18 protein-coding genes are annotated in these 23,126 nt (G+C 57.6%); 1 reads left to right on the top strand and 17 read right to left on the bottom strand.

The features are described 5' to 3' along the window. From NV64_RS07520 to NV64_RS07500, 5 genes are all read right to left on the bottom strand, one after another. Positions 1-3,178, bottom strand: a 3,178-nt coding sequence (locus NV64_RS07520) for a molybdopterin-dependent oxidoreductase (protein ID WP_101505652.1), incomplete at its 3' end; no start/stop codon positions are given. A 399-nt stretch (positions 3,179-3,577) separates the two neighbouring features. Then, complete coding sequence (locus tag NV64_RS07515) at positions 3,578-4,003, bottom strand: Imm52 family immunity protein (RefSeq protein ID WP_158239884.1); 426 nt, start codon at positions 4,001-4,003, stop codon at positions 3,578-3,580. A 70-nt stretch (positions 4,004-4,073) separates the two neighbouring features. After that, a complete protein-coding gene (locus NV64_RS07510; protein WP_101505650.1) occupies positions 4,074-4,352 on the bottom strand; it encodes a hypothetical protein in 279 nt (92 codons plus the stop codon). After that, positions 4,349-5,062 (bottom strand): Tox-REase-5 domain-containing protein, encoded by a 714-nt coding sequence (locus NV64_RS07505; protein ID WP_101505649.1) that lies wholly within the window; start codon positions 5,060-5,062, stop codon positions 4,349-4,351. The genes NV64_RS07510 and NV64_RS07505 overlap by 4 nt, the downstream gene beginning before the upstream one ends. A gap of 143 nt (positions 5,063-5,205) precedes the next feature. After that, complete coding sequence (locus NV64_RS07500; RefSeq protein WP_233208946.1) at positions 5,206-6,054, bottom strand: type VI immunity family protein; 849 nt, start codon at positions 6,052-6,054, stop codon at positions 5,206-5,208. Positions 6,055-6,170: 116 nt separating this feature from the next. Between NV64_RS07500 and NV64_RS23670 the strand changes: the two genes are divergently transcribed. Next, positions 6,171-6,485, top strand: coding sequence for a hypothetical protein (locus NV64_RS23670; protein WP_199177637.1), 315 nt, complete (start codon positions 6,171-6,173; stop codon positions 6,483-6,485). A gap of 84 nt (positions 6,486-6,569) precedes the next feature. Here NV64_RS23670 and NV64_RS07495 read toward each other — a convergent pair whose 3' ends face one another. From NV64_RS07495 to NV64_RS07445, 12 genes are all read right to left on the bottom strand, one after another. Next, a complete protein-coding gene (locus NV64_RS07495; protein ID WP_101505648.1) occupies positions 6,570-7,046 on the bottom strand; it encodes a DUF943 family protein in 477 nt (158 codons plus the stop codon). Continuing rightward, positions 7,043-9,010 carry a DUF3289 family protein gene (locus tag NV64_RS07490; RefSeq protein WP_101505647.1) on the bottom strand — a complete coding sequence of 656 codons (1,968 nt, stop codon included), beginning with the start codon at positions 9,008-9,010 and terminating at the stop codon, positions 7,043-7,045. The genes NV64_RS07495 and NV64_RS07490 overlap by 4 nt, the downstream gene beginning before the upstream one ends. A gap of 14 nt (positions 9,011-9,024) precedes the next feature. Continuing rightward, on the bottom strand, positions 9,025-11,328 hold the full coding sequence (locus NV64_RS07485; RefSeq protein ID WP_101505646.1) for a type VI secretion system Vgr family protein: 2,304 nt from the start codon (positions 11,326-11,328) through the stop codon (positions 9,025-9,027). A 4-nt stretch (positions 11,329-11,332) separates the two neighbouring features. Next, positions 11,333-11,851 (bottom strand): type VI secretion system lipoprotein TssJ, encoded by a 519-nt coding sequence (gene tssJ / locus NV64_RS07480; protein WP_101505645.1) that lies wholly within the window; start codon positions 11,849-11,851, stop codon positions 11,333-11,335. A gap of 158 nt (positions 11,852-12,009) precedes the next feature. Continuing rightward, complete coding sequence (tssG, locus tag NV64_RS07475) at positions 12,010-13,092, bottom strand: type VI secretion system baseplate subunit TssG (RefSeq protein ID WP_101505644.1); 1,083 nt, start codon at positions 13,090-13,092, stop codon at positions 12,010-12,012. Next, entirely contained in the window at positions 13,056-14,825 is a 1,770-nt protein-coding gene (gene tssF, locus NV64_RS07470) for a type VI secretion system baseplate subunit TssF (RefSeq protein ID WP_101505643.1), read from the bottom strand. The genes tssG and tssF overlap by 37 nt, the downstream gene beginning before the upstream one ends. Before the next feature lie 99 nt (positions 14,826-14,924). Beyond that, positions 14,925-18,320, bottom strand: a complete 3,396-nt coding sequence (locus NV64_RS07465; protein WP_101505642.1) for an ImcF-related family protein — start codon at positions 18,318-18,320, stop codon at positions 14,925-14,927. Positions 18,321-18,341: 21 nt separating this feature from the next. After that, the gene (locus tag NV64_RS07460) at positions 18,342-19,520 is read right to left on the bottom strand and encodes a hypothetical protein (RefSeq protein ID WP_056241408.1); all 1,179 of its coding nucleotides are present in this window, start codon (positions 19,518-19,520) and stop codon (positions 18,342-18,344) included. Positions 19,521-19,522: 2 nt separating this feature from the next. Then, on the bottom strand, positions 19,523-19,786 hold the full coding sequence (locus tag NV64_RS07455; protein ID WP_072166468.1) for a PAAR domain-containing protein: 264 nt from the start codon (positions 19,784-19,786) through the stop codon (positions 19,523-19,525). A 377-nt stretch (positions 19,787-20,163) separates the two neighbouring features. After that, entirely contained in the window at positions 20,164-20,373 is a 210-nt protein-coding gene (locus tag NV64_RS07450) for a hypothetical protein (RefSeq protein ID WP_101505641.1), read from the bottom strand. Between the two features lie 51 nt (positions 20,374-20,424). After that, positions 20,425-20,895: a hypothetical protein gene (locus NV64_RS23115; RefSeq protein WP_146005458.1), complete on the bottom strand. Its 471-nt coding sequence runs from the start codon at positions 20,893-20,895 to the stop codon at positions 20,425-20,427. Then, positions 20,892-23,126, bottom strand: a 2,235-nt coding sequence (locus NV64_RS07445) for a hypothetical protein (protein WP_233208945.1), incomplete at its 5' end; no start/stop codon positions are given. The genes NV64_RS07445 and NV64_RS23115, both read right to left, overlap by 4 nt.

The raw sequence follows: 23,126 nt of genomic DNA, 5'->3' as shown, positions 1-23,126 counted from the left end.
GCAGTTGTGCCCGGTACGGATGAGCCTTGCTGTACTGTGGAGCGGCTGGAATCAGACCAGACAGCGCAGTCCCCCCCGCCTCCGCCAGCAGCGGCAGCAGCTGGTTAAACCAGGCGCTGGCGGGCTGCGCATAGTCGCTGTCGCACTCGGTTAGCGGCAGCAGCGGCGTGGCGGCCAGCTGGCTGAATCGCGCATCCAGCTGGCGGCCGTGCTGGCAGAAGCGATCGAAGCTGCTGTCGCCCAGCGCCAGCACCGCGTAACGTAGCCCGGCCAGCGGCCGATCGTGCGCCTGCAGCCGCTGCCAGAACTGCTGGCCGTTATCCGGCGCGTCACCGTCGCCGAAGGTGCTGGTCAGCAGCAGCAGCGTCTCACCTGCGCGCAGACAGTCCGCCGGGGCCTGATCCATCTCATGCAGTGCCACCGCACGACCGCTGTCGCGCAGCTGCGCGCTAAAGCTCTCCGCCAGCCCGGCGGCGTTGCCGGTCTGCGAGGCGTAGAGCAGCGTAACGCCGCCGGCCGGTGGAGCGTTGCTGGCCACGGACCGCGCGTCAGCGGCGGCCAGTGCGGCGTGGCCGGATATCCCATCGTCGTCACGGCCACCAAACAACCCTGCCAGCACGCCGTCCAGCCACAGGCGGTTATCAGCCGTCAGCGGCGCGTGCTTCGGCATCAGCGGCACCCCGGCCTGAGGGCGATTGTGCAGGCCGCTGATAAACCCGGCCAGCCAGCGCTGCTCATGCGGGGCAAATACCGGTGCGGGCATCTCCTGAACCGCCAGCAAGCGGGTAAAAGCCTCGATCGCAGTCATGTCAGGTCCTCCGGTGTGGTGCGCGATGGTGTTAACGCTGTTAGCTGCGTGAGCCGTATTCAGAGCATTAGCGGTGCTGGCTGCGTGGGCCGTATTTACAGCATTAGCGGTACTGGTGGCATTAGCGGCATCCGCAGCGTTAGTAGTATTCACGGAACCTGTAAAGGTGGCGATGCTGGCGGCACCCTTAGTGACAGTGTCACTGTTAATGCCCGTCTCCACCCGCTGCAGGCTGACCGCACAGCATTTCAGCTCGGGTTGCAACGAGATCGGGTCGACGGCGTCGCTGGTCACGGCGTTAATTGCCAGCTGCTCGCCGTAGAGATCGTTCCAGTGGAACGGGGCAAAGCAGCAGCCGGGCTGCACGCGATCGCTGACGCTGACCGGCAGCACCGCCGCGCCGCGTCGCGACCGGATGCGCAGCGGATCGCCATTTTTCAGCGCCAGCCGTGCGGCATCCTGCGGGTTCACCTCAATAAAGGGTCCCGGATTGAGTTTGTTCAGCGTCGCCACCTTGCCGGTTTTGGTCAGGGTGTGCCACTGGTGCTGCACACGACCGGTGTTAAGCAAAAACGGGAAGTCATCGTCGGGCATCTCGGCCGGATCCTGATGCGGGCGGGCAAAGAAACAGGCGCGGCCGTCGGCGGTGGCAAAATTCAGGCGCGGCGTGCTGCCGTCTTCTGCCAGGCGCAGGGTCTGGCTGATGCCCTGGTTAAGGTAGCGCAGCGGATGACGATCCTGCGGGTCGTCCGGCGGGCACGGCCACTGCAGCGGCTGCTGCCGCAGCCGCGCATAGCTGGCACCGCGCAAATCGTAGCCGGTGGCCGGGTTGTGGAACCGGCGGATCTCGTCAAACACCTGCTCCGCGCTCTGGTAGCTGAAGGCGTCGGCAAAGCCCATTTCACAAGCGACGCGGGCAATAATCTGCCAGTCGGGCAACGCCTCGCCGGGCGGTGCCACCGCCTGCTGCATCAGCGTCAGGCTGCGTTCAGAGTTGATCATCACCCCTTCCGCTTCGGCGTGCAGCGCGGCGGGCAGCAGGATATCGGCATAGCGGTTGGTTTCGGTATCGAGAAAGGCGTCCTGGGCGATAACCAGCTCGGCCGCCTGCAGCGCCTCAATGACCCGGTCACGGTCGGGCACGCTGGCCACCGGGTTGCTGCAGATAATCCAGCAGGCTTTGATCGCCCCGGCCCGCAGCTGCTCGAACAGCGCGAGGGTGCCACCGCCGCCTTCGCTGCGAAGCGTGCCTGGCGGCAGCCGCCACTGCTGCTCAACAAAGGCGCGATCCTCCGCGTTGAGCGCCGAGCGCTGCCCCGGCAGGCCCGGCCCCATATAGCCCATTTCGCGCCCGCCCATCGCGTTGGGCTGGCCGGTCAGCGAGAACGGCCCGCTGCCGGGGCGGCAGATTTTACCGGTTGCAAGGTGCAGGTTGCACAGTGCGTTGGTGCTCCAGGTGCCGTGGGTGCTCTGGTTGAGGCCCATGGTCCAGCAGCTCATCCATTCGGCCGCCTCGCCTATCCAGCGCGCGGCCAGCTCGATATCGGCCTGCGCCAGACCGGTGATCTGCGCCACCCGCCCGGGCGTATAGTCGCTGAGAAAGTCGGGCATCGCCTGCCAGCCGCGGGTGAACTGTGCGATAAAAGCGTCGTCGACGGCGGCGTTCTTAACCAGCAGATGCAGCAGCCCGTTAAGCAGCGCCAGATCGCTGCCGGGGCGAATCGCCAGGTACAGGTCGGCCTTCTCTGCGGTGGCGGTGCGCCGGGGGTCGACCACGATCAGCTTCGCCCCCTGACGCACCCGCTCCATCATGCGCATAAACAGGATCGGATGGCAGTCGGCCATATTGGCCCCGGTAACCAGAAACAGATCGGCAAGGCCAAAATCGTCGTAGGAGCCGGGCGGCCCGTCCGACCCCAGCGACAGCCTGTAGCCGCTACCGGCGCTGGCCATACAGAGCCGGGAGTTCGATTCGATATGCTGGCTGCCGATAAAGCCCTTCACCAGTTTGTTAGCGAGGTACTGCGCCTCCAGCGACATCTGGCCGGAGACGTACAGCGCGATGGCGTCCGGTCCGTCCCTGTCGAGGATTGCACGCAGGCGGCCGGCGGTGGCGCTAATCGCCGCGTCCATCGCGGCGGGCAAGGGTTCACGTTGCCGATCCTCGCGCAGCCACGCCCGCTGCATACGCCCGGCGTCGCTGACCGGCAGATGGCTGCTGCTGCCTTTACTGCACAGCTTACCGGCGTTAGCCGGGTGCTGCTTATCGCCGCTGACGCGGGTGATGCACCCCGCCTCTACCTGCATCACAATGCCGCACCCCACGCCGCAGTACGGGCACGCGCTGCGCACCGTCCGGTTATTGCTCATCCCGCCCCCTGAAAACAAAAAAGCGCCGTTTACCCTCCGCCAGGAGAGCAAAACAGCGCCGTTGCAGTGCGGCCACTCACCGTTGAGCGACCTTTATTGTCAGGGGTGCAAGAAGCGTACCAGGGGGGAAACACCTGGTAGACGCGTTAAGACAGTGATAACCGGGGTAACCTGCACTTATTCAGGGCAGTTGTGCCTTATAAAGCTGCAAGTGGGCGTTACGGAATGGAGAAGACTGACTTTGATTTTATCCCTTGTGCCCCGTCTGCTGCTGCAGGAACCGTCACGGGTGGCAACAGACGTGACATAAGCGAGTGAGTCATCATCGTCCAATTGATAAGGTTGAGAACACCAGCTAATGGTTCGGTTTATGAAGCTCAGTACCGAATCATCACGGCACTAAAGCTCAGTCATCAACGGCAGCAACCCGAGATCGAGTAAGCGTATTTCAATATCGTTGGACTTATCAATGTGCTCTTTTTTTGAACCATCGAATACGTCTTCAGTAGGGACGATGATGGTGCCTTTTTGTGTCCCCCCTTCGTTTAAAACAGGTACTACTCTGGCTGCTTCCGGGATCAACTCAGCTAAAATAACTGCAGGAATATACAACATCCAACCACAGGGTATCCTGTCCGGAAAGACCTTCTTATATTTATCTGAATAACCATTTTTATTTTTTATGACATCTAAAAAGCCATACCCCCCTGACTCAACGTGAAGATGAGTACAGCTATCATCAAATCTTAAAATAAACTGCAAGAATCTCAAAAGGCTATCGACGTGAAAGTTAATACATGAAAAATCACAATCAAAATTAATCACCAGACTTAATGGATTTTCTCTTCGTTTGGCGCTGGAGTAAGAGGCATAACATTCAATTGCCGCACTGTCATCATCTGGCCCTCCGTCCCATATCCCCCCCCCAATACGGATAATCCTTTTGGTATTCTTTCCCCCATCGTAGCAAGGTCTTTTCAGAAAAGGCAGTATCGCTAAAAACCTGATTTTTCAACGCCTGCTTTCGTGAGGAACCTTGTTCATACCACTGCTTTTTTGTCTTCAACATGCAGTCAAGGTTATGGGATATTTCTCGAAAGAGATGAAGAAGCTCTTCAGGTGTTATAGCCGATTTCCATCCCATCTTTTTTTCTATCATAAAATTCATTTTCATGGTTGATATCTCACATTAATGTCCTTCATTTCACGAAAAATAGTTGAGAAAAACTTATAGCTGAGAGGTTGCATAAAAAACCACTGTATTTTTACAGGGATATTCATAGTTGCTACCATCTGATGTCGTCTGGCTTGATTAATAGCGCTTCGATATCCTTTCCACCATTGTTTCCTTGTTCCATCTTCCCTGAAAAACTGATCGTACCGCGCCTTCGCCTCCCAGAACTGGCACAGCATTCGTTTCCAGCCGTCGAACGACACGCCGCAGTATGTAAATTCCTGGATCTGCTGTGTCTCCGGGTTATAGAAGGTGCCGCAGATGCGCGTCTGGTAGCTGATGGTCACCTCGCTCCAGCGCGCGCAGCGGCGCACCATCGGGGCCACTTTTCCCTCCGGCGGGCAGCCCTGGCAGGTTTTATCATCCACTTCTGTCCGGCCGTCTGCCCGGGTTTCGCTACCGTCAGTGACCACCGACTCCGAATAATCCATATCGTCTTCCCAAAAGTCACCGTGGGTTTCCGCGCTGACCACCATCGGCTTTTCGAGTATCGGGTCGTAGAGCTTTCCCTGCACGGTAAAGCCATCGTTATCAGCAGGCGTGCCCCGGGTGCCGCTACGGGAACCGTCACGGGTGGCGTCACGTGCGCCGGGGCCGGACGAACCGTCATTGTCCCAGCCATCGTGTCCGTCCAGTGCGGGATAGCGCATCCTGCCCACCTCGCTTTATCATCACGTTTTAGCAGTGACCAGCAGGCGCGGTGGTTTTTACCGTATTTGTCCTCATACTCCGGCATCTTTTACCCTTCACGCGTCTGGATATATCCGGTGGCACCATCCACAATTGCCGCCCATTACCCGGCGTGAGGTGCAATATCATCGGTCCAGCAGGTAATGCGCACTGGATCTTTGGCTGCCGGAACGGTGGCCAGAGACGGGAGATCGACGTCAAAGCGTGATAACCATTTAGCGGTGGAGTTTTTGTCAAAACGAATTTCACCGGCAATTGAGCCATAACCCAGGCTGCCGATTTTTGGTGCTCTTATGAGTTTCAAGACTTTGTTTACTTTGACGTAAAGCTCCGGGTAGGGATTATCATTAACCCAACCCAGCTCCGGGTATTCACCGGCCTGGATAATGACGCTGCCCTTATAAGGATTGATTTTAATCGCCGGATCACTAAGTGCGCCACACAGATAGCTCATCCCTCCTAAATTTTCCATCCATTCATTGTTGAAAAGTGTATACCAGTTGACTGAGCGCATACCTGTCCTCAGGCATTTGCTTATATAAGAGCAGGGAATATCAACCCCCAAAAAACTACTCCCTATTTCATATTCAAGATGCTGGTATCGCTCTCTTTCCTGACACTGCTGCATACCCAGCCCCATCAAACCATGAATAGGTTGTAATATTTCACAAAATAGTGAAGTGATTTTTTCCATACGAGCCACACCCCTAATTTCAGATACCGGTAGGTAAAAGCAGAAATAACTTACTGGCCTGTGTATTGATTCATACCACCCCGCTGACGAACCTGCACTTACATAATAGTTACTGGCATAGCGGAATCCCTTATCAGAATACCAATGAAAGTAAAAATCATCACCAAAACTATTAATGATAGTTCTTTTAAATTCTTTAGGAGAGATACTGCTATAATCCAGATCTTTATTTGGTTCGTCAATGTAGCCCCATTTCAACTTCTCGCCATATTCATTGTGGTAAAGCTGATACGCCTCGGCTATCCGTGCCCGGTTTTCTTGGGTATACCTTTATCGAGGTAGAACCACGCCACCAGCCCGACCTGGAGTACATTATGGTGCTCTGGATCATCTTCTGCACCATAGGTAAATTCATATTCGGCCTGCTTAAATTTTTTAAAAAAGTCCATTATTTTTCTCCTAATCCGGCCAGTAGACAAAATCCTGACTCTGCTTCAGGTCCGATGATGAAGTGGCAGACGGTTGCTGCTTATCAGCTGATGCTGCGGTTGCCCTGCTGCTGCCAGCAGCTGGGAGCAGAAAGGTGGCGACGGTTCTGGCATATCGCACGGCGGTGCTGCCAGTCATGCCCCTCAGGCTTTCCCCGGCAGCCGCTGTCGCTGCTCCCGCTCCAGCCGTTGCCGGAATAACCACCATTGGCCCTGCCAGTAAAGCCACGAGGAATCCGGCGGCGCGATCCTGCTTCCGCGCTTCCTTACTTATGCCCTTAACTCTTACCTGTAGGAAATGTAAATATCTCTACCTTGATATTTGTCAATTACCAGGTTTTCATTAAATGATTTCTCAAAAGAGATCGACATAAAAACATCGGAATTATTAATGCACATACCATTTACAACACCTCTCATGCAAATTTGATTATCACCCATCCAATATTTCAGCTCCTGAGAGCCGTAAGGCCTGACAAATTTATTTTTGGCAAAAAATATGTCATCGCATTTATTCTCAAAAAGCACACCTTTCTCTTTCAGAGACTTTCTTTCTTTCCTCCATAATTTCAAGATTCCTTTTTTTGTAAATGGCTGATTGTCCACTGTAATTACAGCAATCATACATTTCTTGTCCCTAAAACTGTCGTAGTGAACACCTTGATAAATCTTTGAGACTCTTGCTGGCAAGACATACGGCACAGCAATACAAATCAAAAACAACGCAAAAAAAATCAATATACAAATTTTTGATTTCTTCATATAAATCCCTCTATGTCCCAACTGAATGTCGCCTCATTAATAAATGGTTTATAATTTAACTTATTGTATCTTTGTAATATAAACCATGAGCAAAACCATGATATGAATTCAAATCCCTTTCCGTTTAAATCAGGAATATCGAGACCAAAATGATCCTGGATATGAAAAACAAGCCTGCCTTTATATTTCCCCTTATCAACATTCAGATAATCAAGAAATATCCTAGTTGCAAAAGTATCGTGAACAGTTATACCAAGGCCATTCTGCCAGTCCCAGTCGTCGAATTTTGGCAATTTAGTACCGATATCTTTCCTGATAAAACTATTCTCAATCCCGTCAATATCACCTGAGGATAAAGTAGATGCTCCATTTTGACTTAGTGCATTGGAAATGTACGACTTTATTTTAGCAACACATTCGCGGGTCGTTTTATGCTCAAGGAAAGCCTCATTCAATAACTGGTGCCGGCCAATACCCCCTGTATTTTTTTTGAACTGACCAATCATTGCTGCTATTAGTGGCGCATATTTTCCTTTTGCTGTCATTCTTGCCATATGCTCCATGACGGCAAAATGTTCTTCTGCTGTTTTATCAAAATCAAACCGAGTTAGTAGTTTTATCTTCCCCTGCTGTAAGATCTGCTCCTTACTCATATCCCCGTGCTGCATATCATCGGCGGTAAAATCGTTCATATTATTTTTGGTTTCAAACAATAAGCGCCGTTCAGCCTTCTGGATCTGAGTAATGAAAGTACGCGGCTCAAAGTGCCAGATTTCGCCGCTCAGTTCAGCCTGAACAGAGCCAGACAGTTTATCGAAGAAGCACAGCGCGCCAATGTAATTCGTCAATACTTTGTACTCTTCCGCGGTCAGCGGATCCGGGGCGGCCTTACTTTTATGTTTCACCCAGCTGAAGCGGGTATCGATCGTGGCTGAGTTCCATTCGAATGGAAATTTACAGATCGACTTCATTAATTTAGCCCCCTGCGCGCCATCAGCCTCAGCCAGCCATTTCTCCATCCTCTTTGAATTACACTGGCTGTCGGGCGTCGGGTCATCATCAACGATAGACCAGCCGTCCCAGTCCGGTAGGTCGGCATCGGTATAGGTTTTAACAGCCGCTGAAGAGACGTCAATCCAGCCCTCCTGTCCGCTGACGGATACGAGTATCCATTCACTCCAGGTTTTTACCCCTTTAATGGCTGCAGAAGGTTCAACAATATGCCGCACGGTTGCTGTCGAGCCAGACTGCATGTAGCTGCCATCCGCCTGGCGGTGAAAAGCGATCGTTCTGCTGCCATCGTCGGTAATATAGAGCGGCAGGCTGATGCAGTAGGCAGGGCTATTCGGCTTGAGCCACGCATCCCCTGCATGTAGCGAGACTCCGGCCGGAGCAAAATAGTAACTTTTCCCATAAACCGGCCCGGACCTGCCCGGTTTCGCCGTATCCGTCCCACCGTGAATGCGCCCGCTCAGCACCTCCAGCATCTTTGGCTCACAGCATATCTGAAAGTGAAAGGCCCCCTTTCCGTCAACGTACCCGGCGGTTCCCAGAATCTGCTCCCGTTTCACCTTTTGACCGACGTTCGACAGTATTTCACCGCGCACCTGCTTCATATGCATGGTAAGCGAATAGAAGGTAAAGAGAACCGGCCTGTCACCCACAAGGATTTCATGCCGGATCAACACGCAACCGTCGTCGGTGCGCCCCTGGTAGGCCAGCGGAAGATCGTCCGGTTTTTCCGAGGGACGGCGCGCATATACGATAACGCCGTCTGCAATCGCCCGCACGGGGTTGGCGACCCCGGATAAATCGAGATGTGGAAGGTGAATTCCGCCGTGCCATGCCGTCAGGTGGTTAACGGGATAGTTGCGTTCCGGATCCACGGGCATGCAGCGCATTACCCAGTCTGCGTACTTTTCCCCGGCCTGGCGTGGCCAGATAACCGGTGGTGATATATGCATGAGTCGCTCCCTGATTATGAGAAATTGAATTTTTTAATAACCGCTCTATCGCTGACTTCACCGCCGACAGACGGAAAATTGATATCCACGGCATCTTTCGCCCCCTTCGCCGTACGCCGCACCCGCCGCAGGTATACGCCGGTGGTGCCGTACTCGATTTTTCCTTCCTCAATGCGCAGGTAGCTGCCGCCGCCAATCAGGGTGATGCGCTTTTTCCCGGCGAACAGGATCTCTTCGGTTGAGGTCAGCGTGAACTTCTTTTCTGCAAAAAAGCGCAGGTTGCCGTTCTGCGCCTGCATCGCCACCGGGCCTTCGCCGGACTTCAGGCTCAGCGGGCCGGTGCGGGCAAACAGCCCCAGCTTCTCCCCGGCCAGCGCCGTCATACTGCCCATCACCCCCGCGCTGATGTCGCCCCCGGCGTTGATAATGACGTTCTGCGCGGCGGCCAGCTGCAGGTCCTCGCCGCTGGTAAACGCCATCCCGTCGGGAGCCGAGAAGTGCAGCACCTCGTTGAGCGGCTTCAGCCGCTGGTTAAACATCGCTATCTGTGCGTCAGTGTCGGCCTTCAGCGCGTCGGCCTGCTGCGCCGCCAGGTTCAGCTGCGCCAGCTGGTGCTCCAGCTGTTCGATTTCTCTCAGCGCCGCGTCCATATCCAGCACCTGGCCGTCGCCCTGCGGCTGCGCGTCGGCGCTGATAAACAGCCCCTTCGCCGCGCGCAGCGTGCCGTGCTCGTCGGTGCGCAGCTCCACGCCCTTGCCGCGCGGCTGCGCCTGCGCGTCGACGATGTGCCCGGCGTTGAGCTGGGTTTTGCCGTATTCGGTGGCCAGCTTGATATGCTCCTGCCCGCGCCGGTCCTCCATCCGCAGCTTGTTGCTGGCCGGGGTGCGCAGCACGTTGCGCGTGTGGTTGTCGCGGGCAACATGGTCCGGGCGTTCAGCGTCGTGCATCGCGTGGGAAATATACGGCAGGTCGATGTCGCCGTTGCCGTACGCGACGGCCACCTCCGTGCCGTCCAGCAGCGGCGTGTGCCAGCCGTACTCCTCCCCGGCGCAGGGTCTGGCCATGCGCAGCCACAGATAAGCAAACCCCCGTTCGCTGCCAGAGCGGTCAAAATCCATTCGCACCCGGTAGCGGCCGTATTCGTCGAGGTGGGCGTAAATATCCCCCTTTTCGCGGCTCTCGATGCGCGCGGGCAGCGTGCCGTGGATTTCCGGGCGGGCGGGGCACGGCGGGCGGAAGCAGTAACGTTCGGTATAAGGCTGCCCCCACAGCGAGACGTGCAGCCGCGAGTCGCGGGTTGCCCAAAAGGTTACAAGGGTGAGCACCACCCCCTCCCGCAGCGCCTTAATCACCTCACCCTGCGGCTCCAGCACCTGGCCCGGCGTCAGATGCGAGGCGTTGCTGAACAGGTGAACGCGGGCGGATTTGTTCAGCTCGCGCTCGTGGTGGAGGCGGGCACAGAACGCGCCGGATTCGGTTGCGGGTTGCGGGTCGGCATCGTCTCCCGCCTCCCGGAACGGCGCGGCGTAGCGGTAGTGTTCGCCGGTGGTGACGGCGTCGCTGCGCACGCTGACCGTGGCGTCCATCGGCGTGCCGGCCGTGCGGTAGTTGTCGTCGCGCGTCATCACACCTCCCGTCACCACCTCATGCCAGGTGCGCACGTCCCACACCGACTCCGCCGCGCCGTCATACAGCCCGGACGGCTCGCGGTACGGCAGCCGCACGTCAAACGCGTACTGCGCCTGGCCGTCGCCGAAAATCATCACCTCCAGCTCCGTGACGTCGTTCATCTCAAAGCGGAACCAGATGCCGACCTCAGAGAGCAGCCGCTGGATAAACTCAAGGTCAGTCTCGCGCCACTGGGTAATCAGCTCGCGGTCGGGATAGGTCCGCGACAGGCGGAATTCAAAGTCCGGCCCCGCCAGCCCGTGGTGCCGCAGCACCTGCTCCACCACCTCCGGCACCGACAGGTTCTGAAAGACGGCACACTGCCGGGTGCGCGACAGCAGCGCCAGCCGGGGCTCGAGCGTCACGCGCCAGTGCCACTGGTCGCGGCTGACGGAAATCCGCTCCAGCGCGGTCAGCACGCCGTGCACCGCGCGGCCGGCGCGCATCCGCAGGCTGGCGAACTTCATCAGCACCTGTTGCGGGGCGATATCCCCCGGCGGCGTGGTAAACTCAACGGTCCAGCGGAAGGGCTCGCTCAGCGCCTCCCGGCCTTTGATGTTCAGCACGTCCGGGCGCAGTTGGCTGCCGGTAATCTCAAGCGTAAAGCGGGTGCTGAGGTCGAACAGGGCGTTCCAGTTATCCTGTTCCATCAGGTTACTCCTTCAAAGGGACAAGACTGAGCCAGCCGTTGCCCAGCTCAACGGTGCGTGCGTTATCGGGATCGAGGTCGTCACGCCTCAGTACCAGACGCCAGCGGTTATTCTGCCGATCGGGGCGATTAAACAGCCCCACCACCGCCACAAACTTCGCCTTCTCTTCCAGCGGCATATCCAGTGTGACGCTGCCGTCCGGCATCACCAGCAGTGAACGTGAGGCTAACAGGTCGTCCTTCAGCGCCGCATCCGCGTTGTTTAGCAGGGTGGCATAGTTCGCCGTCTCCACCGATTTCGGATCTTTCAACTGATAAATGCGCACCATGGTCGCCAGTGGCATCTGCTCGCCGTCGCTGTTGACCGCAGCGCGCGGTACAAAGTCCAGATGCAGTATTTTGATCTGTTTGTAGAAGATCGCTTTGGTCAGGCTGACCGTGCCGTCCGTAACGGACTGGGTCAGACCGCAGCCTGCCAGCAGGCTACAGGCGATCAGCGTCAGCGCCCGGTTTACTTTAGCCATAAAGATATTCCTTTAATGCCCTGCATATCAGATTGCAGAATTGCAGATACGCTGGCGGCGTTCACGCGCCCTGCTTACCGCCTTCGCGATGGTTCCGGCAACCTGCGCGCGTGCTGTCATTCCGCAAACCGAATTAATCTGGGACTGATGATGAGTGATTATTCAAAACGATAGTGGCCGTCTTCTACCGGGGATAAGGACGCGCACTGCAGACCCTGATAGCAGCCCAGGCTGACGGTCAGGGTTTCGCGGTTATCACTGAGCCTGCCGTTTTTCAGCCCCAGCAGGCCGGTGCGGCCGAGCTGGATACGGCGTGCCTGGCCGAGACGGGGTTCCGGCAGCAGGCTGACCGGTACGGTAAGACGTAATCGTGCGTCGCTGCGATAGCCGAGATAAACGCGCATCAGGGCCAGCAGGTCGGTATGGTGGTGCCCGCCCGGCAGCCAGCCTGCGGCCTCCTGCGGATCTTCCGTCTCCAGCCGGAGCAGGACGCGGCTGCCGGCCTCCTGCGCGGTTCTACCCAGCGTGGCGCGCTGCGACAGCGGCACGCGGCGACCGGGAGCCAGACCGGCACGCCGTTCAATCGGGATTTTTACCGGGTCATGCGGCGTGACGATGGCGCGGGTGTTCGCGGCCAACAGGCTGACCAGCGCGCGGATCCCTTCAGCACCGCGGGTGGGCAGGCGCATGGTGCCCAGTAACGCCAGAAAGCGGGATGACGGGGTGTGAACGTGCTCTGCCGTACCGGGGATCCCCAGCCCCACCAGCCCCAGTAAACACTGTGAGGTTGCATCGCGTCCGCCCGCCTCGAAGGTGGCCGGGTAAGCGTACTTGCGCCAGATGCGGTAGTACTGGGTGGTGATGCGGTGGCTGAAAATATCAAGAAACGCGGTGGTCGCCTCATAGCCTTCCCGGCCCTGGGCGATATCGTCCAGATAAGGACCCGGAAGCGGCGAGTCCACGCCATACATCCCGAGAAAGGTCGTACGTACGGTGGGGGCCAGATCCGGGCGTTCGTCGTCGGTTTCCACCTGCTTCAGTTCGCTGACCGGGAACCCCATGCCCGGCCACGGGCGAAAGCGCACCTGGTCAGTTCCCGGATGGTTGGTTGCCCCCAGCAGTGGTGCCCCCGGTTCTGCCTGCTCCAGCAGCTGGCAGAACCGGTAAAAGTTCACCCGCCAGATATTGCGGCTTAATGCCAGCGTCAGCCCGGTACGTGCTGGCTGTGATTCTCGCTCCATCGCAGTCGTTTCCCTGTTGGTTGTAGTATCAGCGTCAGCTGGTTGAAAAGGTGAATATCGGCGTACAGCGCAAAGAAGCGGTGCAGCATTTCACCGAACAGATTCACGTCGCCCTCACCGGCAAAGTTATCGGCGTTAAGGGTGACTTCAATATCCACGCCGCGCAGCATAAAACCGCGCTCGAAGCGGCGGATAAGCCGGTGCTTCACCGCGACGATCGCCTCCAGACGGCGACGGTTCATTTCATCGTCGCTCCAGTCATACAGCGCCAGCGTGCCGCGCAGTACCTCGGGGTTATCCATCATGCTGAGGAAGTTAGACCCGAGGTGGCTCATCACCCGCCAGTGGAAGCGGTCGCTGGCCGGGGGATAAAGCGGCAGGGTCGGCGCAGAGAGGTTCAGCACCTTAACCGGGATTTTTCCGGCCTTTACCACCCGGTCCAGCAGGGTGCTTTCCAACGCCTTGCGCGGCATCTGGCCGTTGGTGCCGGTGATACGCATCGAGAGCGATTCCGGTTTTTCAGCCAGTTTTTCGATCTCAAACGCCCCGCCGCCGAGGATCAGCCAGGTGTCGTAAAGACCGGATCCGCCGCGCCTGACGCGGGTATGGTAATAGCGCTCCGGCGCGTCGTGGCGCATCATGCCGCCCCGGTGGCGGAAGCTGGTAAACGGCACATACCGATGGTTGCCATGCTTCACCGTGCCGCGAATGTCGTCAACGCTGTAAATTTCGGTGTGGCCGTCCTGTACTCGCAGCGGCCGCAGCAGGTATTCATTGTCCAGCGGGTTCAGCGTCAGCGGGTCGGCCTCCAGCGTGAACAGGTTAATCACCGGCGCACAGTGCAGGCGGAAGTTTTCGGTTTCAAACGGCAGGTCAGCCGACCAGGCCTCGCTGAGCACGATGTCGATTTCAAACCAGCTGCTGGTCGCATTCAGGCCAATGGTGTCAAGCCCGTGTAGCGCCAGAAACAGAAACTTCGGCCGGAAGCTAAAGTACTCCAGCAACAGCTGGTAGCCGCTGAAGGTGGATTCGCCTTTCGGCCACAGGCGATCCTGTTCCTCAAAGCCCATTGGCTTGCACCAGCCGTCGAATGCGCGGCGTTCACCGTGCGTACCGGCGTGGCGTGCCCAGGTGGCATGGACCCGGCGGGTCAGCGACAGGTGTAGCGCGCTGGCGACCGGGGCATCGGCATTGAGATAGAGGGCAACCTTGTCGAGCCCCGCTTTGGCCCAGTCGACCTTGAGCGGGCACTCAAAACGCAGGCGGATGGTGGAACGGCCGTCCGTTTCGGTGTGCAGGCTGGCGCCCGCCAGATTCAGCGGCTGGAGCGAAATGGCGCGGGTGGAGCGGTACTGACAGGCGGTTTTGTGCGGCCCCAGCGGGCGGGAGAGTATCGGGAACCCCTCTTCCAGCGTCCCGGCCTCGCGCAGGCTGGCCCAGTCGGGAGAAAACTCGACGATCGCCAGCGAGGGGATGGTGCGCATGTAGTGCGGCCACAGCAGACTAACCAGCCCTTCGGTCAGCTCCGGCAGATCGTCGTCGAGCTTTTGACGCATCCGCCCCATCAGGAAGGCAAAGCCTTCAAACAGGCGCTCGACGTAGGGATCGCGCGCCCCGGCTTTATCCAGATTCAGCATGGCTGCACGATCGGGGTGCGCACGGGCAAATTCTTTACCGGCCTCGCGCAGGTAGCGCATTTCGGCCTCGTAATAGCGCAGGGTTAAATCATCCATGTTTGCAGGTCCAGTGAGTTATTAAAGATGTCATCAGCCACAGTTCCCCGAGTCTGAGCCGGTTGCATGCTGGCCCGGCGCAGGAACATCGGGCGCTGCTTATCCGTGATCTGACAACCTGTTTTCTAACGTATCAGGGGCAACGGCCCGTTCGAGAAAAACCTGTTCCGGCAGCCTGAAATTCCGCAGCTGCAGTAACGCCAGCGGGCCTTCGCCCAGCTCGCTACGCAGAATGATCCGCAGTGAATCCCCCCCTGGCGTAGACCACATCAGCTGCGTGCGGCCGCTGTCGATCGGAGCAATCCGCGCCGTCTCCAGCAGGCGAATCAGTCCCCAGTTGCCCTGGTGGCTGGCATATAACTGCATGCCGCTTTTGACGCTGCGCCAGCTTAGCTGTGCCGCGGGATAGTAGGTATTCCCCGGCCAGGCGAAGCGTTGCCAGCTTTCCATCTGGTTGAAATAGTCCAGATTTTGCTCGTCAATCGTCAGCTGAACCCTGGCAATATTGCGTGACGGGCGAGCCATCAGTTCAAAATGCAGACCGGCGTCCCCCTGGGCGAAAACGGTGTCGGCGATATCTGCCAGCTGGTTGATCACCTTCAGAAACTGCGGATTGACCGTCATGCCCTGGCTGGCGGCCGTATTCGCCACCCAGTGGTTCCCTTCCTGATGCAGGATGCCGCCGAGATTGGCTTTCAGAAAGGTGGTGATGCGTCCGGCGTCGCCGCGCAGGAAGCGGGCCAGCAGTGGCAATGAGGCATCGCTACCGGTCGCTTTGAACGGATAGCGCCCGGCAAAGGCGTTATTCCACGGTTCGACGATTGCGCCCTGCCAGCGGGCGTTCAGGCTACCCGCTGCGGGGGCCAGCATCTGACGCCAGGCGAGATCCAGCGGTTGAACAAACAGCGCCTGACCAAAGCCACTCCACTCCTGCCCGAGGCTGGCCGCCATCAGGCTGCCGTAATCGCGGGTATCTGTCAGGTCGATGGCTTTGCCCTGAAACACCGTCTGCGCCAGCATCTGCGACATCGCCTGCGGATCGGGCGCGCTGGTGACCTGTTGCAGCTTGAGGCGGACCAGGGTGACGCGGGCCAGCCAGGACTGAAAGCTCAGGTTACCGTTGCTGCCGGCGCCCTCTTTTCCGGTCATCACGCCGATCAGCGGGCCAAAAACGTCATCAAGCGGGCCGCGCGGCCCCTGCGCCTGGGCGATAAACTGCTTCTCGTTTCTCTGATGACCGATCAGTTTTTTCGCCGAGTCAACGATTGAATCGGCAAGCCGCCCGCTTTTCTCGCCGGTTTTCCCCTGCCACGCGAGGGTGTTCATCAGCGCGACCAGCGGTGACTGGCGCACGTCAGCCACCAGGCTGAGCTGGGCAACGGCTTGCGAGAGGGAGGTCGCTTCATGCCATTGGATGCTGTTCACCATGTTCAGCCAGGCGTTGCCGAAGTCGCTGAAGTAACGCCCGGTCAGGCGCGCCCTGAGCGCTTCCGGCGACATCCCGCTTTCCGGCGGGTGTTTCTTGTCCGACAGCACCCAGTCAATCTCATCGCGGCGGGTTTTCACCACCTCATTAATCGCGTCCTGCACCTGTTCCTGCCACGCCTGACGGGTGAACATGCCCGGCACCACTTCCTGGGTGCTGAACAGCGGGGAAGCATCGGCGTCGCCGGTCATATCGCTCAGCGTTAAGTCCGGCCAGTTGCTGGCAATGCGTTTCAGCATCTCCTGATACAGTCCGGACTCGGCGTTGCGCTGCCCAATCTGTTTCAGCAGGATCTGGCGCACGGTGCTGACCAGCCCGGTCTCCGGCTGGCTTCGCCATTCCGCGTGTGCCGGCAGGTTCTGAGCATAAAAACCCAGCAGTTTCGGGGCCAGTTCCTGCCAGGTGCCGTCCGGCACGCCCTGCCGTTTCGGCCAGACAGTCAGCGCGGTTTTCGCCAGCCAATTCGCATCTGCTTTATCCGGGCGGGACAGCATCAGGTAGACCTTGAGCAGCTGGTAAGCGTGCTGGGTGCCCTGCGCTCTGGCCTGGCTGGCAGGCGGCAGCTGCACAAAGGCATCGAGCTGCTGCCGGAGCCAGGCGGTAGTGGCATCACGCATCAGCAGGGTGTTATTACGCGCGTACAGCGGCCAGAGCGCGGTCAGCGTATCGCCGTCCTGATTCAGCCCGAAACGGGTGTACCAGGGCGCGCCGCGGGACTCCCGATGCTGCAGGCGGGCGATGGTCTGTTGCAACATCAGCTGGTTGCGCAGGCGTTCCGGCAGCGGCAGTTCGGTACTGGCCGCAACACGGGCCGTTTCCTGCGCCTGATAAATCTGCGTGCGGTTAACGGCGAGGGACAGCAGCGTCCCGGCGCACCACAGCACCATCAGGGAGAGCAGCAGCAGGCGAAGCGTCCTGAGCCGGTCAAAGGCCAGCTTTCTTGTTGCAACCTGATGGCTGTCTTCCTCCAGCGCCAGCCAGCCTGGGCTGGTCAACCGGACGTGGGCCGCCGTACTCGCCCCTGCCAGTTGCGGAGCGATGATGATGCCGCACAGGCGGTACGGTGCCGGGCCCTGCATCAGGCCGGTTAATAACAGGCTGAGGCGGGCTTTCAGATCCCCGCGCAGGCGTGATGACAGACGTAACAGCCAGTCATGACGGGCCTCGTTCAGCAACTGAACCATGCCGGCGGTGCGCAGGCGCGGCACCAGCGTATCCAGCGATGCCACCGCCTCTTCAGCCGTCGCTCCAGCCCCAAACAGCGAACCCACGGCGGCCAGTTCGCGCCCGTCCTGATCCCCCGCGGCGGGATCGATCAGCCACAGCCAGACCGGAGCCTGCCAGCCCAGCAGTTTGTCAGCCTTCTGACGACAACGGAGGCAGGCATCGCGTTCCGCTTCTGACGGCAGGCTAACCCTGTTAACCACCTGCACGATGCCATCGATCGGACGGTGCGGGCGCAGCTGACGCACGGCCTGCAGGAACGTCTCATCCGGTGATGCTCCTGCATCGCCGCCGTGGATCAGGACAATGCCTTTACTCTCCTGCCAGAGATCGCGGCTGAGACCAGGAACGGCTTTTTCGATATCGTCATCGAGGCCGTGAACCAGCAGGATGCGGACTTTACGCTTCCAGCGGCGATCGTAACGCAGGGTTAGGTGTTCGGTGACTGGCGCGGCGGTGAACGACGTATCGTTGTTTTCATCACGACCGGCCAGGGTTTCGATTGGGTGAACATCGATCCGCTCCCGTTTTACCCGCCAGTGAAAGTACAGCCCTGACTGACCGGCAAAATCGAAGGCTCTCTCTACCAGCCAGCCAACCAGAAACAGCACGGCGACCATCACGGCACAAAACGTCAGGATACGCTGCTCCTGCCAGGGCCCTAATGCGGTTGCGGAAGCGACCTGTTGTGGAAAGGCGTACAGCAGAAACGTGACTGTCGCGGTCATAAAAAACAGAACGGCGACGGTGGCTCCGATAAGTGTTTTGACTTTAACCCTGGACATTCCCTGTGATTCCTTAGGTGTTTAGTGTTGGGTGATAACCATCACCCATATGTCATCGCGGTCAGCGCCCGGCTGAACGGCGATAACCTGCGGCCCCTGTTGCTCAGTCACGCCGTTAGCGAGCACCACCGCCAGCCATGGTGACGCCCGGCCGGCATAGCCCAGCACGGCGTCGATAGCACGGTTATCTGTGGTCAGGCTGAAGGTAACGCCCTGCTCCTCACAGGCTCTGTTCCAGCCACCGGCCTGACTCAACGCCTTGCCGCTGTACCAGCTTCCGCACAGAGCTCCGGGTTCAGCGTTGGCCCACAGTAGCGCTCGCGTTAACGCGCATCCGAGCGTCTCAGGCGCCCCTTTTTCCGGACGATGCAGGCGCAGAGCTGCCGGAAAAACAGCGGCCGGACGATTACTGAGCACCACCAGCGTGATGGCATCACAATCCCCCTGCTCGGGCCTGGCGGGCAGCGACAGCGTCACCGCCAGTAAAATCCCGGGACGCCCCCACGCCTGATCCAGCCAGCCATCGAGAGCGTCCATTCCGCTGCCGTTAAGCGGGCGGATATGTCGGCCGGTCACCTCTGCAAGGCCTTCTGCCAGCTTCGCTTTCACCTGGGCATAAAGATCGTCGTCACAGTCAAGCATCAGCCAGCAGGGGATATCCCCTGGCAGAGTTTTAACGATTTCCCACGCCCGATCCGCGAGCCAGCTGATGGCGGTCATGAGCCGATCGGAGAAATTTTCCTGCAGCTCCGGCAATGCCGCATATCTGACCGGGGAGCTGCCTCCCCGTGGCAGAGCCAGGTCGAACATCGGGGTAGTCCTGGACCAGGATTCGAGCAAAGCAGCAGGCGTGCTGGCTGCCGGGGTCTGAATATGGCAGCCAAGGATCCAGGCACATCGCTGGCCACGACGGATTTCGTTGTCAATCAGCTTCTCACGCTCCACATTTCTTGCTTCGGCAGCGACCTGCCCGGCTTTATAGGCAAAGCGCCGCAGGGAGAAAATCAGGCCCCAGAGACAAAACGGCAGGCCCAGCGCGGTAAACCAGAACACGAATCCGCTGCGTTCCGACGCCCAGCTATGCAGTACTAAAGCTATTCCGCCCATTATCATCAGCGCCAGCAACAGCAGCCAGCGGCGGGTATCGGGGCGGGGAACCGGCGGGGCCGGATCCGGGATGGCATCCAGGCAGACAGGCATCGTCAGCCAACCTTTGCCGCAGCAAATGAACTGATCAGGGTGCAACCACAGCCGCACCGATGGCCGTGGAAGGCTACCGGAATCCCATGATCGAGGTAGTCAGGATTTCCCTCGATAATGGTGGTGGGACCATGCCCCTTAAGCGGGCAGGAAACCGTGTCGCCCTTGCGGGCCACTTCAACCCCGCCAAATTTCATGGTTGCGGAACCGCTCATGACTGACCCGCCGTGGGTTGTTCTGTCGCCTTTACGGATAATAGGTTGCATGTGATGTTGCCTCTTTTTGAAGTTGCTGGATTTGATAGTAGATACGCAGATATGCACCCTCAGCTACGGGCGCATGTTTGTGACAATTAACGATTACTCTTCACGATCTCCGCCAGGGAGGGAGATAGGTTACTGCCAAATTTAAAATCATCACTTCCGAAAAGCCCCGCACAGGCACTAATCGAAAAACTAATAACGGGGATAACAACATGCTTTTTTAAATATTTAACACTCCTTAGGTTTACTTAATGAAGGAGGAAGACCCGGACGCTCCATTTTTTGTAAATCAACAAATAGAAACCTAGATAGCAGCTTAACGCCCCCGCCAACAGCCAGCCGCCTTAAGGGCGGATGCGGTAGTGTGTCGTCTTATCCCCCTATTTAATTACCGGCACGCCCGACAGCGTCAGTATCCCCGGCGCGCGGGTCAGGCGCTTCGCGTCTGCCAGCTTCTCTTCTCCATCCTTTGCGAAGAGCGTTGCCCCTTGGGGGTACTTCAGGAAGGCGGGCGCATCCTCCCCGGCATTCTCCGGGTTGGTCAGAAACGCCGGCAGGTCGTCGCCCGTGCTGATGCACTCGATATGCACCTGATAGCGCGACTCGCTAAAAAAAAGTTCACACTCCCTCTCATCTTTTAATCAAGGGAATTTAAAGCCATTCTCTCTTACTATATCATCTGGTACATCTTCGATACTATCTTTTTTGATATGATGTTCACCAAATGAATTGGAGTTGCATCTTTTTGTGCTAATCTTCTCACCATTTAATTTTATTTCAAGGAGAGCAACAGCATCAGGTCGCTCTTCTGGAATGATAAGAACATATGAATACTTACCTTTATTGAACCCTAAATAAGTACTATAAGTCCCAAGATCCACCCATCTTTTCATTCTATTTCTTGAGTTAAACTCGACAGAAAGCTCTGGTAAGTTATTTTCCTCAAATAAATACCTGACATTATCGTTGTGTTTTTTTGCACAAAATACCGCCATGCGCTGCGCTTTACCTGGCAAATCACATGATGCGACCATTATTTCATCAGCATTACACCCCTCTGCAAAAGAATCACTCACTGACATAAACAAAAAAATAAATAATATTTTTTTCATATAAAAACCTCTTCGCATAGTTTGTACGCAGTTTTTCTTTCCGCAAGCCCCATATCGCCGCCATTTACTATTTTAGTAACATCTGCAACATCTTCACTTCCTCTTTTTTTGTCCTCAAGATAAGGTTTGTATTTCAACCAATACCAAATTGCACTGCGTATCGCATATGGCATTACGTTAATGATGTCTGGATTGCTCACTGAGTCAGGAACATCACCGCTCCAATATTTATGATAATCAGTGGGGAATCCATGATATTTTTCATAGCCTGTGATTTGAATTAACCCCCTACCTCTGAAGATATAACCATCGTCAGGATTGGTTTTCCTGTTCCCATTTAACCTCAGGTAATGTTTACGGCCAATTGCCTGTTCATCAGCGCGGCGAATTATTGCGCCCCCATTATTTTTTTCATACCCATCCTGTTCTGCCTCTGAGGAATGCTGGCGGTAATACCGACTGAAAGATCTTAATGCATCCGGGGAGAACTGAAAACCTTCTGTTTTCCCTTTCATTTGTGGTCCAACCTCTCCTTTAATTTGTGAGAAGAAATGTCTTAGCCTGGTGGGAGTATTCAGTTTGAATGTCTCCAGCTTACCTCGTAACTCATTGACCACTGTATTTAGAACTTCATCAGAAGCTTGTGGAAAAATCCTTTTCAGTTGATCGTAGGTTACTCCATCACCAATAGGTTTAAGCGCCTCCAAAAACACCACCGGATGCATATGCCACGGCTCCGGCCCGATTCCCGGCACCTGCTTCATCCACGCCAGCCGGTCGATAAAGGTTTCAAGATACCTTTTCCACTCCGGTGCGTCCTTTTTCAGCGTGTTCAGATATTTCAACCACAGTTCGTCGTCCTTGCCGTAGTACCACTCGCTCGGATGTTTCGCGATAAGGCGGTACAGGTGGTCGCGGTATGACGGCAGGTGCACCGCCTGGAGGTACTCCTGCTCCGAGTAATAGCCGTCTTTATTCTGGTCAATCTCGTCGAGCAGGTATTTATAGTTGTACTTGTACAGCGCCGCGCCGGTGCGTGGCTCCGCATGCGCCACCCTGTACAGTTCCTGCAGAATGCCCTGCACCACGTTTGTCGGCGGGGTCACGCCGTCCAGCAGCTCGAAGCTCTGCGGCTTACGGTCCAGCGTCGTAAAGCCCAGCTCGCCCAGCGCCCACTGCGACAGCAGCTTAACGTCCCCCGCCGCCAGCCAGCCGCCCTCGGGGCGGATGCGGTAGTGCGTCGTCCTATCCCCCTCTTTAATTACCGGCACGCCCGACAGCGTCAGTATCCCCGGCGCGCGGGTCAGGCGCTTCGCGTCCACCAGCTTCTCTTCTCCATCCTTTGCGAAGAGCGTTGCCCCCTCGGGGTACTTCAGGAAGGCGGGCGCATCCTCCCCGGCCTTCTCCGGGTTGGTCAGAAACGCCGGCAGGCCGTCGCCCGTGCTGATGCACTCGATGTGCACCTGGTAGCGTGACTCGCTTTCGCGTTCGGTCGGCAGCTGGTAAAAGCCCATATGGCCGATGCCGTCGCCCGCATTGACGGCAACCGGCGTGGGCGGGATAACCACTTCGTCGAAGACCGGCTGCGCGTCGGATGCCACCTTCAGGCCGTTAGCCTCCGCGATAACCCAGACGCGGTCGCCTTTTTTCATGTGGCCCGCGTCACTGCCCAGCGTCACCAGTCGGTACTTATCCACCGGCCCGGTCATCGCCCCCTGCCGTGCGCCTTCAGGCGTCAGCGGATTCAGATCGGCCACCCGCGCGCCGCCGGATTTCGGCCAGCTGAACGTTTCCATCCCTGCCGCTCCGCGCTGCCGGGCTGGAGTGGGTGGACCGGACATCTGTTGTGCGGGGCTCTCAGCTTCATACGTCAGCGGAAACCCCGCCGCAAGCTCACCGGCCTTTCTTCTTTGCATGACGTCATCGCTGCTCAGGTAATACCTCAGCTCGCTGCCTGCGGTGCAGCGGACCTCAGCGCCGGTCAGTTCGCCATAGGCCGGGGAACACTTAGCCCACCATGAAGGCAGCGCTACTGACGGAACGGCGGCCCGCAGAGCGCCCCGGTCGGACACCGTCCACAGCCTGGCGCCTGCCGCCAGCGCCTCTCCCTTCGTATTTTTGGTTTCCGCGTTCAGGGTCACCTGCGTGAACTGCCGGTGATCGCTGGCGCGGCTGATGATGGCGTCGCTCAGCGTCACGGCGGTGCCCTTAGGCAGCGAACCGGCGGGCCG

This window comes from Erwinia sp. B116 (assembly GCF_002865965.1).
GTDB lineage: Bacteria > Pseudomonadota > Gammaproteobacteria > Enterobacterales > Enterobacteriaceae > Erwinia.
The sequence above is the reverse complement of the archived record's forward strand: the minus strand, read 5'-3'. Positions and strand labels throughout refer to the sequence as shown.